Source organism: Cytobacillus sp. FSL R5-0569 (genome assembly GCF_038007265.1).
GTDB lineage: Bacteria > Bacillota > Bacilli > Bacillales > Cytobacillaceae > Cytobacillus > Cytobacillus kochii.
In genome coordinates this window covers 1844404-1862075 of sequence record NZ_JBBOWW010000001.1, presented here as the reverse complement: position 1 = coordinate 1862075, position 17672 = coordinate 1844404, and the positions used below count along the sequence as shown (strand labels likewise).

The 17672-nt window shown below is 36.7% G+C and carries 18 protein-coding genes and 1 other annotated feature; all 18 genes read right to left on the bottom strand.

Going from position 1 to position 17672, the window contains the following annotated elements; genetic code table 11:
* Nucleotides 1–14 precede the first annotated feature (14 nt).
* The 18 genes from MKX78_RS09755 to ftsA all read right to left on the bottom strand — a co-directional run bounded on the left by MKX78_RS09755 (nucleotide 15) and on the right by ftsA (nucleotide 17606).
* The gene (locus tag MKX78_RS09755; protein ID WP_095369594.1) at nucleotides 15–1292 is read right to left on the bottom strand and encodes a uracil-xanthine permease family protein; all 1278 of its coding nucleotides are present in this window, start codon (nucleotides 1290–1292) and stop codon (nucleotides 15–17) included.
* A 131-nt stretch (nucleotides 1293–1423) separates the two neighbouring features.
* Nucleotides 1424–1966 carry a bifunctional pyr operon transcriptional regulator/uracil phosphoribosyltransferase PyrR gene (gene pyrR / locus MKX78_RS09750; protein ID WP_095369595.1) on the bottom strand — a complete coding sequence of 181 codons (543 nt, stop codon included), beginning with the start codon at nucleotides 1964–1966 and terminating at the stop codon, nucleotides 1424–1426.
* Between the two features lie 186 nt (nucleotides 1967–2152).
* Nucleotides 2153–3058, bottom strand: a complete 906-nt coding sequence (locus MKX78_RS09745; RefSeq protein WP_328199043.1) for an RluA family pseudouridine synthase — start codon at nucleotides 3056–3058, stop codon at nucleotides 2153–2155.
* A complete protein-coding gene (lspA, locus tag MKX78_RS09740; protein ID WP_341050696.1) occupies nucleotides 3039–3524 on the bottom strand; it encodes a signal peptidase II in 486 nt (161 codons plus the stop codon). Before lspA ends, MKX78_RS09745 begins: the two co-directional genes overlap by 20 nt.
* Nucleotides 3525–3612: 88 nt before the next feature.
* Nucleotides 3613–3906 carry a hypothetical protein gene (locus tag MKX78_RS09735; protein WP_224938549.1) on the bottom strand — a complete coding sequence of 98 codons (294 nt, stop codon included), beginning with the start codon at nucleotides 3904–3906 and terminating at the stop codon, nucleotides 3613–3615.
* Nucleotides 3907–4241: 335 nt separating this feature from the next.
* Complete coding sequence (gene ileS, locus MKX78_RS09730) at nucleotides 4242–7013, bottom strand: isoleucine--tRNA ligase (RefSeq protein ID WP_095369598.1); 2772 nt, start codon at nucleotides 7011–7013, stop codon at nucleotides 4242–4244.
* 97 nt (nucleotides 7014–7110) lie between these two features.
* Nucleotides 7111–7362: a binding site (T-box leader), on the bottom strand.
* Nucleotides 7363–7436: 74 nt separating this feature from the next.
* Entirely contained in the window at nucleotides 7437–7952 is a 516-nt protein-coding gene (locus MKX78_RS09725; protein ID WP_095369599.1) for a DivIVA domain-containing protein, read from the bottom strand.
* Between the two features lie 144 nt (nucleotides 7953–8096).
* Nucleotides 8097–8873, bottom strand: coding sequence for a YlmH family RNA-binding protein (locus MKX78_RS09720; RefSeq protein ID WP_095369600.1), 777 nt, complete (start codon nucleotides 8871–8873; stop codon nucleotides 8097–8099).
* A gap of 177 nt (nucleotides 8874–9050) precedes the next feature.
* The gene (locus tag MKX78_RS09715) at nucleotides 9051–9317 is read right to left on the bottom strand and encodes a YggT family protein (protein ID WP_095369601.1); all 267 of its coding nucleotides are present in this window, start codon (nucleotides 9315–9317) and stop codon (nucleotides 9051–9053) included.
* Nucleotides 9318–9324: 7 nt separating this feature from the next.
* The gene (locus tag MKX78_RS09710; RefSeq protein WP_095369602.1) at nucleotides 9325–9816 is read right to left on the bottom strand and encodes a cell division protein SepF; all 492 of its coding nucleotides are present in this window, start codon (nucleotides 9814–9816) and stop codon (nucleotides 9325–9327) included.
* Between the two features lie 15 nt (nucleotides 9817–9831).
* Complete coding sequence (locus MKX78_RS09705; protein WP_095369603.1) at nucleotides 9832–10509, bottom strand: YggS family pyridoxal phosphate-dependent enzyme; 678 nt, start codon at nucleotides 10507–10509, stop codon at nucleotides 9832–9834.
* 4 nt (nucleotides 10510–10513) lie between these two features.
* Nucleotides 10514–11332 carry a peptidoglycan editing factor PgeF gene (gene pgeF, locus MKX78_RS09700; protein WP_095369604.1) on the bottom strand — a complete coding sequence of 273 codons (819 nt, stop codon included), beginning with the start codon at nucleotides 11330–11332 and terminating at the stop codon, nucleotides 10514–10516.
* Nucleotides 11333–11391: 59 nt separating this feature from the next.
* Complete coding sequence (locus MKX78_RS09695) at nucleotides 11392–11670, bottom strand: YlmC/YmxH family sporulation protein (RefSeq protein ID WP_095369605.1); 279 nt, start codon at nucleotides 11668–11670, stop codon at nucleotides 11392–11394.
* A 354-nt stretch (nucleotides 11671–12024) separates the two neighbouring features.
* Nucleotides 12025–12804, bottom strand: a complete 780-nt coding sequence (sigG, locus tag MKX78_RS09690) for an RNA polymerase sporulation sigma factor SigG (protein ID WP_191812371.1) — start codon at nucleotides 12802–12804, stop codon at nucleotides 12025–12027.
* 145 nt (nucleotides 12805–12949) lie between these two features.
* Nucleotides 12950–13669: an RNA polymerase sporulation sigma factor SigE gene (sigE, locus tag MKX78_RS09685; RefSeq protein WP_095369607.1), complete on the bottom strand. Its 720-nt coding sequence runs from the start codon at nucleotides 13667–13669 to the stop codon at nucleotides 12950–12952.
* 38 nt (nucleotides 13670–13707) lie between these two features.
* Entirely contained in the window at nucleotides 13708–14628 is a 921-nt protein-coding gene (gene spoIIGA, locus MKX78_RS09680; RefSeq protein WP_095369608.1) for a sigma-E processing peptidase SpoIIGA, read from the bottom strand.
* Between the two features lie 370 nt (nucleotides 14629–14998).
* A complete protein-coding gene (gene ftsZ, locus MKX78_RS09675) occupies nucleotides 14999–16165 on the bottom strand; it encodes a cell division protein FtsZ (RefSeq protein WP_307314547.1) in 1167 nt (388 codons plus the stop codon).
* A 157-nt stretch (nucleotides 16166–16322) separates the two neighbouring features.
* Entirely contained in the window at nucleotides 16323–17606 is a 1284-nt protein-coding gene (ftsA, locus tag MKX78_RS09670; protein WP_095369610.1) for a cell division protein FtsA, read from the bottom strand.
* Between the last annotated feature and the right edge of the window lie 66 nt (nucleotides 17607–17672).

Genomic DNA, 17672 nt, shown 5'->3' with positions numbered 1-17672 from the left:
TTTAAAAGGCGTAATTAGTTTTCAAACATATTTTCATCTACATCCGGTTTACCCGGTAAGACTAAGTTGAGTATAACCCCAGCAATTGCAGCAATCGCCATTCCCTCTAAGTTGAATACCCAAAGTTGTAAATGCGCGCCGCCAATTCCTAATACTAGGATAACAGAGGCGATAGCTAAGTTACGGTTATTACCAAAGTCCACTTTATTATCTACAAGCATCCTTAACCCTGAAGAAGCTATGATACCGAATAGAAGGATTGAAACACCGCCCATAACAGGTGTCGGTATTGAACTTATTAAAGCTGTTACTTTTCCGACAAAACCGAAGACGATGGCAATCACTGCTGCGCCTGCAATTACATAAACACTGTAAATTTTGGTGATCGCAAGTACACCGATATTTTCTCCATACGTTGTTTTCGGTGGCCCACCAATGAGAGCTGATAACATGGTTCCCATCCCATCACCTAAGATTGAGCGATGTAAGCCTGGGTCTTTAATATAGTCTTTGCCAACGACTTTTCCGAGTACAAGTTGATGACCGATATGTTCAGAAAGAGTGACAACAGCTACTGGAATCATCAATAGAGCAAGATCAAGAGTAATTCTGACATCATAATCCATTACAGGAAAGATAAATTCAGGCATTTCAAACCATGCAGCTTTTGCAACAACCGAGAAGTCAACAATACCAATCATGAGTGAATATACATAACCGATAATTATACCAGCAAGAATCGGAATCATTCCAAACATACCTTTTCCATATACTGAGATAACTACTGTAGCAGCAAGTGTAATTAAAGCTGCCGAGAAGTGAAGCATGCTATATTCTCCTGTTACGGGGTTGTTCATGGCCATGTCTATTGCTGTTCCTGATAACGCAAGTCCAATAACGATAATAACAGGTCCTGTAACAATTGGTGGTAATAATTTTAAAATCCAACGATAACCTGCTTGCTTAATAATAAGAGCGACAATCCCATAAACGAGACCTGCCATAAAGCTCCCTATCATAGCAGCACCAGGTCCACCTTCGAGCTGTGCCGTCTGTATAGGGATAATAAATGCGAACGACGAACCTAGATAAGCAGGTACTTTCCATTTTGTAATCATTAGGAAAGCAAGTGTGCCGATACCACTTGAGATTAGTGCAATGGCCGGACTTAATCCTACTAAGTATGGTACTAAGATGGTTGCACCAAACATGGCGAATAAATGCTGTAAACTGAGAGTGAGCCAATGTACTGGCGTTGGTTTATCATGTATGTCTAATACTGGTTTATTCATGGTGGTATTTCTCCCCTTTAATATAAAACCCTCTTTGCCTGCGGACAAAGAGGGTTGGTAAGCATAGACAGGAGCAGTCTATTACTTCCCCCTTTGTCAGCCTCTCTGGACTGCATTTAAAAAGGGCTCATTTATTTTTCAAAAATACTAACTTGATCTGTTTGATCAATTTCATTTAGTTCGACAACTATTTTTTCTGAACTTGAAGTTGGAATATTTTTCCCCACATAATCGGCTCTAATCGGTAATTCTCTATGACCACGATCGACAAGCACACCTAATTGAATAGCTGAAGGTCTACCTATATCAATTAAAGCATCTAATGCTGCTCTTACCGTTCTTCCAGTATAAAGGACGTCATCAATGACAATCACTTTCTTATCGTTAATATCAATCGGGATATTTGAACCCTTAACAAGTGGTTCTTGATTAGCTGTCTTCTTTGATAAGTCATCTCTATATAGCGTAATGTCAATTTCACCAACCGAAACCTTGGCACCTTCAATTTCTTCTATTCGTTTTGCTAAGCGATTAGCAATATAAATTCCTCTTGTCTTAATTCCAATAAGCACACAATCCTCTATGCCCTTATTCTTTTCAATCATTTCATGAGCTATTCTTGTCAGTGCTCTTCTTATCGCTTGTTCGTCCAGTACAATGGCTTTTTGTGACATCTTTTTCACCTCATTTTATACTAAAAAACCCTCTCACCTAAGGATGAGAGGGTAAACGATTGTACTTTATTTGAACATACAACAACCGTATGTTCATACCGTTTCCTTCCCAGCCTCACGGGACTGTTCTTAAAGGACTTATTTAACTGAATTCATCTTATAACACTTCAACTTATGTGTCAACAATTATTTTTCCAACATAGCAATTAGCTGTTTAAAATCAGCTGGCAATGGTGCCGTAAATTCAAGGTACTCATCTGTTCTTGGATGATTAAATCCTAACACACCTGCATGAAGCACTTGTCCTCCGAATTCAAGCGTTTTTCGCGGTCCATATTTCGGATCGCCAGCTAATGGAAAGCCAATATATTTCATGTGAACACGGATTTGATGCGTTCTTCCCGTTTCGAGCTGACATTCTATCAAAGTAAAATCTTTAAAACGATCGATAACATTAAAATGCGTTACAGCATGTTTGCCACCATCCACAACCGTCATACTTTGACGATCTTTCGTATCTCTGCCAATTGGCGCATCAATTGTGCCATGATCATGATTGACAACGCCGTGAACAATCGCTTTGTATTTTCTCGTCACCGTCTTATTAACTAGTTGCTCTACTAACTTCTCATGGGCAAGATCATTTTTAGCAACCATCAGAAGGCCGGAAGTGTCCTTATCAATGCGATGGACAATACCTGGTCTCATAACCCCATTTATACCTGATAAGTCTTTACAATGTGCCAATAATCCGTTTACCAATGTACCTGTTCCATGTCCAACCGCAGGGTGTACAACCATTCCCCTCGGTTTATTGACAACTAAAACATCACTATCTTCATAGTAAATATCCAAATCCATATCCTCAGCAACTACATCTAATGGCTCTGGATCAGGAATAATAATATCAAGATGGTCTTCATTTACTACTTTATAATTTGTTTTCACTTTATTACCATTGACAAGCACATGTCCTGCTTTTATCCATTCTTGCACTTGTGTTCTTGACCATTCTGCATTCAGATTAGCCAGCACCTTATCAATTCGATCACCCGCTTGATTATCGGTGACATTATGTTCCACTTTGCTCATTTGCTTTCTCCTTTTTCACTTCTCTTTCCTCTCGTATCATCTGTATTAATAACAACACGACACCTACACATAGAGAGGAGTCCGCAACATTAAATATCGGGAAGTTATATCCGAACGGGAAAATATGAATAAAATCAACCACTTCTTTTCGCCAAAGACGATCAATAAAGTTTCCAATTGCACCACCTAATATAAGTGCTAATGAGAGCTGAAGAAGCCATTTTCCCTTCGCATGTGTTTGCATATAATAAATGATTCCGATGATGACAATAACAGTAATCAAATAAAAGAACCACATTTGACCTTCTAATATTCCCCAGGCTGCACCTGTGTTCCGATGGGAAGTAATATACAGAAAATCTTCAATGACAGTAATACTTTCACCAAGCGTAAAATTCTTGACAATTAACCATTTAGTCCATTGATCAAAAGCAATAATCAATAAAGCGATTATGTAGAAAAACACAAAGGCAACCTCCAATATTCATTTGTATACCTTTGCATTTTAGCATAAACCCATAAAAAACGGTAGCTTTGCTCTTTAAGCGATCGTTTTAATCATATAGGGCTTTACGATAGAACCTTTTAAGAGACTGACAATCGTCCATTGTTTTCAGCGTAGGGATTAATGTTAATAAATCCTCTGGCAAAAACTCACCAGAAATTTCACATGTGCCGAATTGGCCATTTTCATACTTCTCAATTGCCTTTTCAACATCATATAATTCATCTAATATCATTTCATTTATAAAGGGGTGAAGATTACTTTGCATTAACCTCTCAAGTAACTCTTGTCTCGTATTACGAAGCTCTTCAATTAGTGGAATAACATGTGGTTGATTGTTCAAAAAAATCCCCCTTCATCCTACAAGATTGTTCATAAAGTTATTATGAGCAACTGGCTAATTTTGAACGCCTCTAAAGATTTTACAAGCTGAACAAGTTTTGCAGGTTGAGGAAAATTTTATTAGTTTTTACTCATTATCATGAAGGATTAAAATGGAAAGTGTGAAAAGCCGAGACATTATAAAAACCATGCACTAACATACTTGCTTTATGGTAAAAATCATTTTTAGCTTTACTTCATTTTCTATCTTCATTAATCCTTTTTATATAATTAGAAAAAGACCCGAACGGTTAGTCCGGGCCAAAAATATGGTAGTACTTTTTAACCTACTGCCACTTAGCTCAAATGGCTATAGTTTTCTTTTACGACAGTAGCACAACGTGGGCAAAGTGTTGAAAATTCATCTACTTCCCCTACTTCTGGTGTGACAGTCCAACAACGTTCACATGTTTCGCCTTCAGCTTTGGAAACTAGGATTGCTACATTGTCAAATTTATGTGCTTCATTTGGTGCTTGTTCTAAGCTGCCTGCCACTTCAAATGCAGAAACGATAAAGAGTTGTGGTAGGCTCTCTGAAATAGAATCAAGTAATGAATTGGTTTCGTTATCGACATACAACGTTACTTTTGCTGTCAATGATTTACCGATTACTTTTTCATTTCGTGCTTCTTCTAGAGCTTTTAGGACATGATTTCTTAATTTCATGAATGCTGTCCATTTTGCCGTTAATTCTTCCGCATTGGCAAAAGTTTCTACTGACGGCATATCTGTCAATTGAACACTCATCTCTTCCACATTTGGAATGTGACGCCAAACTTCATCAGCTGTATGAGAAAGAATCGGTGATACAAGCTTAGTAAGGGCAACTAAGCTATCATAAAGCACTGTTTGAATCGCACGACGATCATGTTGATCTTGCGCTTCAATGTACAATACATCTTTCGCAAAGTCTAAATAGAACGAACTTAAGTCTAATGTGCAGAAATTATTCACAGCATGGTAAATACCTGCAAATTCATAGTTCTCATATGATTGAAGCGATGTTTCGATTAGTTTATTTAACTTCACTAACATAAACTGATCGACTTCACGTAAATCATCATAAGAAACTCGATGTACTGCTGGATCAAAATCAGCTAAGTTTCCTAATAAGAAGCGGAAAGTGTTTCTAATTTTACGGTAAACTTCTGCTACTTGTTTTAAGATTGGATCAGATACTCTTACATCTGCTTGGTAATCAACTGATGCAACCCAAAGTCTTAAAATATCTGCACCTAATTGGTTCATCACTTTTGAAGGTACAATGACATTACCAATTGATTTACTCATTTTTCTACCTTCACCATCTAAAACAAAGCCGTGACTTAAGATGCCTTTATATGGCGCCTTACCAGTTACAGCGACACCTGTTGATAATGATGAGTTAAACCAACCTCTATATTGATCAGATCCTTCTAGATAAAGGTCTGCTGGTCTTTGTAAATCTTCACGTTCTAGCAATACAGCTTGATGCGAAGAACCGGAATCAAACCACACATCCATAATATCAGTTTCTTTTGTAAATACTCCATTTGGGCTACCTGGATGAGTAAATCCTTCAGGCAATAATTCCTTTGCCTCTTTTTCAAACCACACATTAGAACCGTGCTCTCTAAATAGGTTGGATACATGATTAATGGTTTCGTCTGTAATAATCTCTTCTCCATTTTCTGCATAGAATACAGGAATTGGCACACCCCATGCGCGCTGCCTAGAAATACACCAATCGCCACGATCACGAACCATATTATAAAGCCTTGTTTCGCCCCATGCTGGTGTAAATGTTGTATCATTAATTGCTTGCAATAATTCCTGTCTAAAATCTTTAATTGACGCAAACCATTGAGCCGTTGCACGGAAAATAACTGGTTTTTTTGTGCGCCAATCATGTGGATAAGAATGCTTGATAAAAGAAAGCTTCAATAACGCGCCAACTTCTTCTAATTTTTCAGTGATTGGTTTATTCGCCTTATCATAGAAAAGACCTTCAAAGCCAGGCGCTTCTTCTGTCATTACCCCTTTATCATCTACTGGACATAATACATCTAAACCATATTTAGATCCGATGTAAAAGTCGTCTTCACCATGTCCTGGAGCCGTATGAACACAACCAGTACCAGCGTCTGTAGTTACATGGTCACCTAGCATAACAAGTGAATCACGGCCATATAATGGATGTTCAGCAGTCACATATTCTAAGTCACTACCTTGAATGGTTTGAACGACCTTAGGATTTTCCCAGCCAATCTCTTCTGATACAGCCGCTAGCAGGTCTTCAGCTACTAAATATTTTTCGTTATCCACTTCAACGACAACATATTTTAGTTTCGGGTGGACAGAAATACCTAAGTTAGCTGGCATTGTCCAAGGAGTAGTTGTCCAAATAACAATACGTACGTCATCAGTTAAAACATCTTTGCCATCTTTCACTTTAAATCCTACATAAATGGAAGCGGATTGCTTATCTTTATATTCAATCTCAGCTTCAGCTAATGCAGACTCAGATGATGGTGACCAGTATACAGGTTTCTTCCCTTTATAGATATAACCTTTCTTCGCCATCTCACCAAAAACTTTGATTTGTTGGGCCTCATAGGCAGGTTTTAATGTAATATAGGGATTTTCCCAATCTCCACGAACACCTAATCGCATGAATTGTTCACGTTGATTTTCGATTTGACCGTACGCATATTCTTCACAAAGCTTACGGAATTCTGCTACCGTCATTTCTTTACGTTTTACACCTTTATTCGTTAACGCTTGTTCAATGGGTAATCCATGCGTATCCCAACCAGGTACATATGGTGCATGGTAACCACTCATTGACTTATAGCGGTTAATGAAGTCTTTTAAAATTTTATTTAACGCATGTCCGATATGAAGATCGCCATTCGCATAAGGAGGACCGTCATGCAGGACAAACAACGGTTGATTTTTCGTGCGCTCAAGCACTTTTGCATAAATATCTTGTTCATTCCATTCTGTTTGCATTTCAGGTTCTCTTTTTGGCAGATTTCCTCTCATTGGGAAATCTGTTTTAGGCATTAATAAAGTATCTTTGTAATCCATAGCTCATTTCCTCCTCAACATACTACATAACATTATGACCAAAGTAGCGTTCATACATAAGGTACTCGGAAAAAACACAAAAAACCCCTCATCCCAAAAAAGGGACGAGAGGTTATATATTCCCGCGGTACCACCCTTGTAGATAGAGAAATTTCCTATCCGCTCAAAAATCAATTCGTAACGTGAACGTCTACGCCTTACTCTAACTTTTTAGCTCAAGTAAGGAACTCAAGGGTGATGTTCAAATTCTTCTCCTTAATATCAGGCTTTCACCTTCCCTGAATCGCTGAAGTGGAAATCCACTCTTTTAAGTAAGATAGAATGCTACTATCCCTGTCATCGTTTTATCATGTTTTTTCTAGATTATATGCGATAGGATACAACTTCGTCAAGTCGTCGTTCATCTTAAAAGATAAAAGTATCTTATACTCTAGACTCTTCTTCTTTTGTAGACTTTAATTCTGTTGTATCTAGCTCATATTCCATTAAGTGGTCCCAGTCATCATTCTGAAGCATATCTAATTGGGCTTCAATTAACATTTTAAAACGATTTCTAAATACTTTCGATTGCTTTTTCAAATCTTCTATATCTAGCGCAATCTTCCTTGCTTTAGATAATGATTCATTCACAATCCTATCGGCGTTTTTCTCCGCTTCCCGAATAATTAACTTTGCCTCTTTCTGTGCGTTTCGCTTCACTTCTTCGCCAGCTTCTTGCGCAACAACAATCGACTTATTTAACGTCTCTTCAATCGTATTAAAATGTCCGACTCTTTCATTTAAGTCGTTTAAACGCTCTTCTAATTCCTTCTTCTCACGAATAATGATTTCATAGTCTTTAATCACTTGATCTAAAAACTCATTTACTTCATCTTCATCATATCCACGAAAACCTTTGCTGAACTCTTTGTTATGAATATCTAATGGTGTTAATGGCATAAGGCCACCTCCTAGATCAGTTGGTCAAATTATGTACATTTGTTAACATGTAATTCGACAGTTTCTTGCAGATTCCTGCATAAAATTCGATACACTTTCAATTTTATATCGGTAAAACACTATAATCATTATAGCTAAAAAAGATTATTTTTGTATACCGACAACTACTTTCCATTTTTCTTTCTTCGTTTTTCCCTCTATCGCAATAACCTTACAGCGCCCATAGCCTCTTACTGAAATTGTATCACTCTCACGGCAATCGAATGCTACATTTTCTTTCATTGCCCAATTTACTTTTACTTTTTTTGCAGAAATGAGTTGTTGCGCCTTTTGTCTAGAAAAATTATAAATCGATGCAATAAGCGTATCAAGTCTTAAGGATGACATTGTAAAAACTTTTTCTTGCCACTGCTCTTTTGCATCGATAACAGATGAAAATGGCTTTTCTTCAAGTTGAACAGAAGCTTTCCCAACAGATTCTAATTGCATAGAAATATAAGAGGATACTTCCTTAGAGACAATTACTTGTATCGTATGACCTTCAAACAAAATATCTCCAAATTTACTTCTTTTCAATCCGAGTGACATCAGGCTTCCAAGTACTTGGGGATGCTCGATTAATACGAATTTATGCGGATAATTTACTTGGTATAACTCTAAGCGAAAATCGTCCATTTCCGGTATAAAATAATCAGGAAAAATAAGCGCGCGTTTTCTTTCAGCGTTTCTATGTCCACCGTCAAATTGGACGCGCACATCACTTTGAGAACCAATGATGGTGTGTAAAATATCTTGTTCCCTTGGATCGAGAAAATCTGTAAGCTTAGGCGCATACGTTTGTTCAACCGTTTGTCGCCAACTTAACACTTGATCAATAAACTCTCTCTCTTCCATACGAAAATGTTGATATATATTTGACATTAGCTTACTCCTTTAAAACTGGTTAGGCAAGAAATGCCTAATTTCTCGCTTACCCCTATGTTTACAATTGTATAATAGTATAACATTTATTTTTTTATTTGTTTTACAACTGTCTTAGAATCCGATGATTTGTTATTGATAAAAACAAAATACGAGCTAAGCATTAGCTCGTATTTTTTACATCATCCAAAAAAATATTTGTCTTATTCCGGATGTAGCTAAATTTAATACTAATATCGCTACAATCGGCGAAATATCTAACATCCCACCAATTGGCGGAATGACACGTCTAAATGGTTCAAGAAATGGTTCACAAATTTTTGTTAACATTTGCCCAATACTAGATTCTCTTGCATTCGGAAACCATGACATGAGTATGTATATAATCAATGCCCATGAATAAATCTCCACGGCTGTTATAATAATCGAAAATAAAGTTGCCATATTTAATTTACCACCTCGAGTTTTCTTCTTCATGTTCCTGAATCATTTGTGAAATATTCCCAGATACTTCAACGTTTTCAGGTGTACATAAAAAGATGTCCATTCCAATTTTTTGTATATCTCCACCAATGGCATACACAGTTCCACTTAAAAAATCAACAATGCGCTTTGCCTGGCTTTTATCAATTCTTTGGAGATTAACCACAACTGCTTTTCTATTCTTCAATTGATCAGCAATTTCTTGAGCTTCAGCATAGACCCGTGGCTCCACAAGGACAACTTTTGATGATTTTTGCTGACCGCCTTGTCCTTGAACGGATTGTAAACTTACGACATTTTGTTTTGTTGCAGCGTGCTGCCTTTGAGAAGTCCGCACAGAGGTTGTTTCTTGCTCTTCTTTACGATCCCTACTATTAGCGTAATCATCTTCTCTTGTCTCATAGTTGTCTTCTTCGTCATCTAAAAAGAAATATGATTTAAACTTTGATTTTATACTCATCTGCACCTAGCCTCCTTACTTTTCTTTTCCAACTAAAGCCGTTCCTATACGGACCATTGTTGCCCCTTCTTCAATAGCAATTTGATAATCATTGGACATCCCCATTGATAATTCTTTACACGGTGCATGAGATAATTGAAGGGATAATACTTCTTTCTGAATCAACTTCAAATTTCGAAAACAATTTCTTAATACTGTCTCATCACTTGTAAATGGTGCCATTGTCATAAGACCAACTACTTCTATTTGTTTAAAATCTGACAGTGATTTAACAAAAGGAATGATTTCTTCTTTGGATAACCCTTGCTTCGAATCTTCTCCAGACACATTAACTTGTACAAAGCATTTAATTGGTTTATTCGCTCGCTTTTCAATCTCTTTTGCAAGAGATATGCGATCTAATGAATGGATATAATCCACTTTATTGATGATATTTTTTACTTTTCTAGATTGTAAGCTTCCGATATAATGCCAAACAGCCCCATTTTTAATGACAGCTTGTTTTTCTAATAGGCCTTCATCGCGATTTTCCCCAAGGTTATTAACCCCCGCTGCAATTGCCTCCTGCGCTCTTTCTGTTGATACATATTTTGTCACAGCGATAATTTTCACTTCATCACTAGAACGATTAACTTTCTCACAAACAGCTTGTATATTTTCCTGTATATTCTCTAGGTTTGTTTGTACATTCAAGATGCTATTCCTCCTCACGCAAACCAATAAAGCTCATCAATCTACCCGTTTTTCCGTCATCTCTTCGGTGTGAAAAAAACAAGGATTCATGACAGCTTGTACAATATTCAGTAGTATGAATATTATCTCGTAAAACACCATATTTCTGCAATATGAGCTGATTACATCGTTTTAAATCTAATTGATATTGACCTTTAGCTATTTCATTATATACACTAGGAGCTATTTCTCCTAGGCAATCGTTCACTTTGTTAATTACATAATTATCTACAATATAACAAGAACGACATATACCCGGGCCTATAACAACTTCGACCTCTTGTGGATGAATTCCTTTTTCACGGAAGGCATCAATCGCATTTTTAGCGATTTCAAAGACCGTCCCTTTCCATCCTGCATGAGCAACAGCCATATGCTGACTCTTTGGATGAAAGAAATATAGGGGAATACAGTCTGCGTAACACATGGTTAATAATAAATCTTTTTCATCTGTAAACAAGGCGTCTGTAGCAGCAAATGATGTATCATACTCTTTTGCGCCCTTACCTCTATCTTTAGTTTGAACATATTCAATATGAACACCATGAGTTTGTTCTGCTCCCACCCAATTCTCTAACGGAAATTGTAATTCTTGTGCTAATGCTATTCGATTTTGAATAACATGCACTTGTTGGTCACCTACATGAAAGCCAAAGTTTTGCGATGTGTAAGCTTTGTCACTATACCCATCATTTTTAGTTGTAAACCCACAGGTAAGTCCATATTTTTCAAACCAATGTTTTATAATCAAATATTTTTCATTCGTTAATTGAAATGGCTCCATACACTTTCCCCATTTTTTTCTTTAGTTTACCATATTGCGATTAAGGTTTACAGCTATAACTATCGATTGCTATATTCTTCTTTTGGTTCATTTAATTGATATTGATGAGGAAAACGGACAAGGATCACGTCCTCCCCAATCTTTAAAATATCGCCCCATTCAATCACAATATCCTCCAGCTTATTAAAAAAAGGAAGCATTTTGTTTTGTTGACTAATGAAAATACAGTCTATTTTCCCAGTTGCTACATCGATATCAATATCACTAATAAATCCTAACTTCTTACCATCTGCAACATTAATAACATCTTTCATTTGAAAGCTTGAGATCCTCATCATTTTAAACGCCTCCTTTTAATACAATATATGTTGAGAAAGATTAAAAATACCGAGTTCATATTTGGTGTGATTTGAGACTAAGTGGATCTCAAGATGTTTACTTATAATATTTGTCAAGCAAGCATTTATTGTAGGTGTATCCTACTTTTTTGCGTAATAGTTCTTCTGCTTTTGTCCGTTTATATAAAACAAATATTTGTATCCAGTTTTACCTATTTGTGTGTATTTCCTATGAGATTTCTTACATTTCCTCTTATGCTATGCAAGCTCTAACAGAAGGATCTTTTTTGGATTAGCACTCACATCTATATAAAAAAAGAGCTTAACACATTTGTGTCAAACTCTCCTGGCATATTAGCTTTGAATATTTTTATTCATTTGTTTAATAGCTGCTTTTTCTAAGCGTGAGACCTGAGCCTGAGAAATACCAATTTCTTCAGCAACTTCCATTTGTGTTTTTCCTTGAAAAAACCTTTTGCGTAATATCATTTTTTCTCGATCATTCAGGCGTCTCATGCCTTCTTTTAGTGCAAGTTCTTCCACCCATTGAATATCCTTATTCTTTTCATCACTGAGTTGATCCATTACAAAGATTGGGTCGCCGCCGTCATTATAAATAGGCTCAAAAAGTGATACAGGATCTTGTATTGCATCAAGGGCGAAAACAATTTCTTCATGCGGAATATCCAACTCTTTCGCAATCTCTTCAGCTGTTGGTTCTTTTGAAGTTTTACTCATTAGGCGTTCTCTTACCTGCAAGGCTTTATAGGCGATATCACGTAAGGAACGAGATACCCTTATTGGATTATTATCGCGTAAATATCTACGGATTTCTCCAATAATCATAGGAACAGCATAAGTGGAGAATTTTACATTTTGGCTTAAATCAAAATTATCAATAGATTTCATAAGACCGATACAGCCAACTTGAAATAAGTCATCAACAAATTCACCCCTATTATTAAACCGTTGAATGACACTTAAAACGAGTCGGAGGTTCCCATTTACTAGGCTCTCCCTTGCTGATATATCTCCATTATGCATTTGCTTGAAGAGTGCTCTCATTTCTTCGTTCTTTAGTACTGGAAGCTTTGATGTATCTACTCCGCAAATTTCTACTTTATTTCGAGTCAATCCCATTCCCTCCTCACAGGAGCTGCTGTACAAAAATCAGTATCTCCGCGAGAAGGAAAAATATGCACAAGAAAAATGCGCATAAAATGCAAAAAAAAGAAATATCCTTTATTTAACAGATATTTCAACGACGAAAAAAATTTTTTTACACCATTTTATTGAATTCTTTTTTCAAACGTTTAATGATTCTTTTTTCTAATCTTGAAATATAGGATTGAGAAATCCCAAGCATATCAGCAACATCTTTTTGTGTTTTTTCCTCATCCTCACCAAGTCCAAAACGCAATTCCATGATCTGTTTTTCTCTATCAGATAATTGATGAAGTGCTTTGATTAAGAGCTTTTTATCGACATTTGCTTCTAAATCCTTAGTGATTATATCTTCCTCTGTGCCAAGAACATCTGATAATAATAATTCATTCCCATCCCAATCAATATTAAGTGGTTCATCAAACGAAACTTCCGAGCGAATTTTGTTATTTCTACGTAAATACATTAATATCTCATTTTCAATACATCGTGAGGCATATGTAGCCAGTTTGATTTTTTTCTCCGGATTAAAAGTATTAACTGCCTTTATTAAGCCAATTGTTCCTATACTAATGAGATCTTCAATATTAATGCCTGTATTCTCAAACTTGCGTGCAATATACACTACTAAACGCAAATTCCGTTCAATTAAAATTGACCTTGCTGCTTGATCTCCTTTAGGAAGCTTGTTTAACAATATTGCTTCTTCTTCTTTACTAAGTGGCGGGGGAAGAGCTTCGCTACCACCTATATAATATATTTCATCTGTCTTTAAACCTAATTTCATTAAAAGCTTATACCAATAATATGATAAGCGAAATTTAAGTTTACGCACTCTTTCTCCTCCCTATAATGGTTTATTTCTCATGCACTTTAACTAACCTTCTTTGCACCTGTTAACATTTTTGGATGTACAATACATTGAAAGCGATTCTCTGGGGACAATTTTTGCATAGTAAATGAAATTAACCCTTTATCCACTGCAATGACTTCATTATCTTTAACCAAAGTAATCTTCTCTGGTTTGAGGGCAAGTCGCATTTGATTATCGTTACCGACCACTTTTGCAGGGATCACTCGGACAACTGACATCCAATCGTTCGGGATTTCCCACCTGCCTTCTATCGCACCATCTGGATCTTTTGCCATTGTTGTAATCGCTTCTGGAAAAGACTCTTTATGCTGGTCAATCGAAACAATCATCACAGGTACTCTTGTTAATGGATCGTAAAGCTGATTACCACTATCTATTAGACCTTGGAACTCATAGGTTTCGCCTTTTAGTTGAATTTGCACATTTACATTCGACTCATAATTGATCTTGGTCATTTCAATAGAATCATAATTTTTCTTTGAAAAATGCCAGGCAATAGGGAAACCTAATAATACGAATAGCCAGCTAATAGGGTCACCAAAGCCCTTTACGGATGCAAGCATCACGGTTGATGTTAGATCTAAATCAAATTGAATAAAATAATGAACAGCAATTAAACTACCACCGATTAAAAAGGTTACTGCATAAAATGTACTTAACGCTTTAATAAAAAAAGTTAATCTTCTAAAACCAAATACAATAAAAACCATGAAAATAGAAAATAACCACTTACCTATTGGATGACTGGAGTATGCATGAATCGGTGTAATGGATAATAAGATTATTATTGAGCCTACCAAACCTCCTGTGGCTATTCTCCATAATTTAACTTCGATTTTCAGAAGAATAGACGTTAAATATAGGAGAAGACTATCAAACAACAAATTTAATGCCCAAATAATATCTAAATAAATGGCCAATCTGCCTTCTTCCCCCCTAAAACTAACAATGTATATTCTTATGGGTGGCTGTCTTATTGATGTGCTAAAAAAAGTATAGCCTATTCATCAAGATAAAGATGTCACTTTCTGTTGGTAAAACAGCAGAAATTTTCACTATTCTTTTCTTTTTTTGTCAGTTTTTTGCGGTCTGTCTCACGTGGGGAAAATGATGAAAATGGGGAAGTTTTTAATGTTACTAACTTTTTAGTGAGTTCTTATCTTTGATTAACATAAATATAGAATAGTATTTTACTAATCGTACATATATTTGTGGGGCATTCTTCTTTTAAAACAAAAAAAAGCCAATGTCCTTAAACTTAAGGACATTGGCTTTCTTACACAAATTGAATTATCTTCTGCGGTTACGGTTTCTTAAAAATGTTGGGATATCTAATGTATCTTCTGGATGTTCCTTTGCTGTATTCCTTGATGGCTGCTCATGTGTGGCAGCTTCTTCCCGCTCACGTTCACGATACGTTTCACGCTTTTGCACCTGTGATCCGACACCAATATTTCCTTTATTCTGGCCGAATGCAGGCTTTGATGGCTTTGTTTGAATAACTTCTTCATTGAAGCCAGTCGCGATAACTGTTACAACAATCTCATCCTTCAAATCCTCATTGATAACAGAACCAAAGATCATATTAACATCTTGATCTGATGCTGATGCAACAATATCTGCTGCTTCTTGTACTTCATACAAGCTTAAGTTTGATCCGCCTGTAATATTCATTAGAACCCCTTGCGCACCATCAATAGACTTTTCTAATAATGGAGAAGAGATGGCCTTCTTGGCAGCTTCTGCTGCTCGATTTTCTCCTGCAGCTAATCCGATTCCCATAAGTGCAGAACCTTTATTGGACATAATTGTTTTTACATCAGCGAAGTCCAAGTTAATCAAACCAGGTGTGGCAATCAAATCTGAAATACCTTGAACACCTTGGCGAAGAACATTATCTGCTTCACGGAATGCTTCAAGCATCGGTGTACTTTTATCTACAATTTCTAATAAACGATCATTAGGGATAACAATCAATGTATCCACAGCATCTTTCATAGAAGCTATTCCACCAGCTGCTTGAGTAGAACGTTTACGACCTTCAAATGTAAAAGGTCTTGTCACAACACCCACTGTTAAAGCGCCTAAATCACGTGCGATTTGAGCTATAACAGGAGCAGCACCTGTACCTGTTCCTCCGCCCATTCCAGCAGTAACAAATACCATATCTGCACCTTTTAATGCTTCTTCTACTTGCTCTTTACTTTCTTCAGCTGCCTTTTTTCCTACTTCTGGATTGGCACCTGCACCGAGTCCTCTTGTCAATTTACCACCAATTTGCATCTTCACTTCGGCTTTGGATAGGTTTAGCGCTTGAGCATCTGTATTCACTGCAATAAATTCAACACCTTGTACACCATGCTCAATCATGCGGTTAACGGCGTTATTTCCTCCGCCACCAACTCCAATTACTTTTATCGTTGCTAATGAATCTAAATTCGTATCAAATTCCAACATGACAAATCCTCCTAATTCGTCGATATTCCTAAGAACACCTTTTTTTCGATTCGCTCATTTATCTTGATGATTAACTGTTTAATAGCTAACTCACATCTACTGTAAATTTACAATCTGCCTTGCTATTAATCTATTACAATACATTGTTTTGTTTTTGCTACTCGAAAAAGTATCCAAGGAACTTTTTAACTCTTGATGTCACTTTTTGTTCCGGCTCTTTTTCTGTGCTTTTCTTCGGCTGTGTTTGCTTTTGTGTTCTCTTTTCATTTGCTTCAGGCTGATCGACAATTGCCTCCATGTTCTTTCCTTGTATCTTTGCATTTTTATATGCAAACTGTATTAAGCCAACTGCTGTACAATATTGTGGTTCTCTAACCCCAATATAATCAGGTACGGCTATTCTCACTCTATTCTGGAAGACCACTTGAGCAAGTTCTAATACCCCTTGCGTATTTGCAACCCCTCCACATAAGACATAACCACCTGGAAGGTCTGATGCCCCTAGCCTTCTTATCTCATGTTGAATAAGATCAAAGGTTTCTTCCATTCTTGCTTCAATAATATCTGCTATTTCTAGCTGATTAAATTGCTGATGTTGATCACTGCCGATAATTGGTACACTAAATACCTCTTCCTCTGAAGCATGATCATAAAAAGCATACCCATGTTTTATCTTAATTTTTTCAGCATCTTCAGTTGAAGTTCGTAAACCAATCGATAAGTCTTTAGTGATATGTTCTCCTCCAACAGGCAATACACTTGTATCCTTTAGTACCCCATTTTCAAAAATAGCAATCGTTGTTGAACCACCACCTATATCAACAAGTGCCACACCTAAGTTTTTCTCATCTTTCGATAAGGCGAAAGCACCTGCTGCTAACGGCTGAAGGGTAATATCCATAATTTCTAGGCCTGCGCGTTCAACGCATCTAAGCGTATTATGTAATAAAGTTTTAGATCCGGTTATGATGGTACCTTCCATTTCTAACCTTACACCAATCATACCTCTTGGATCATTGATTTCATCTAATCCATCTACAATAAATTGCCTTGGAATAACATCAATAATTTCTCTCTCAGGTGGCACTGATACCACTTGGGCAGCATCCATCACACGCGCTACATCATCATCTGAGATTTCCTTATTTTCACTTGACACGGCGACTACACCGTGAGAAGGCTGAAGCATAACATGGTTACCAGTGATACCTACTATCACTCTTCTAATCTCCATGCCAATCATTCTTTCAGCTTGTTCAATTGCTCTTCTAATAGAATGAACGGTTTCATCTATATCAACAATGGAGCCCTTTCTTAATCCTTCGGAAGCTACATTGCCAACACCAATAATGTTTAAAGAATCATTGACCATCTCACCAATGATTACTTTTACACTGGATGTACCGATGTCAAGGCTGACATATATTTCATTGCTGTTCATTCTGTGGCACCTCCCTTTTTGCGAGTCTACTTTTTTAGTTACTTACTCTTGCAGTTTTCATTATAA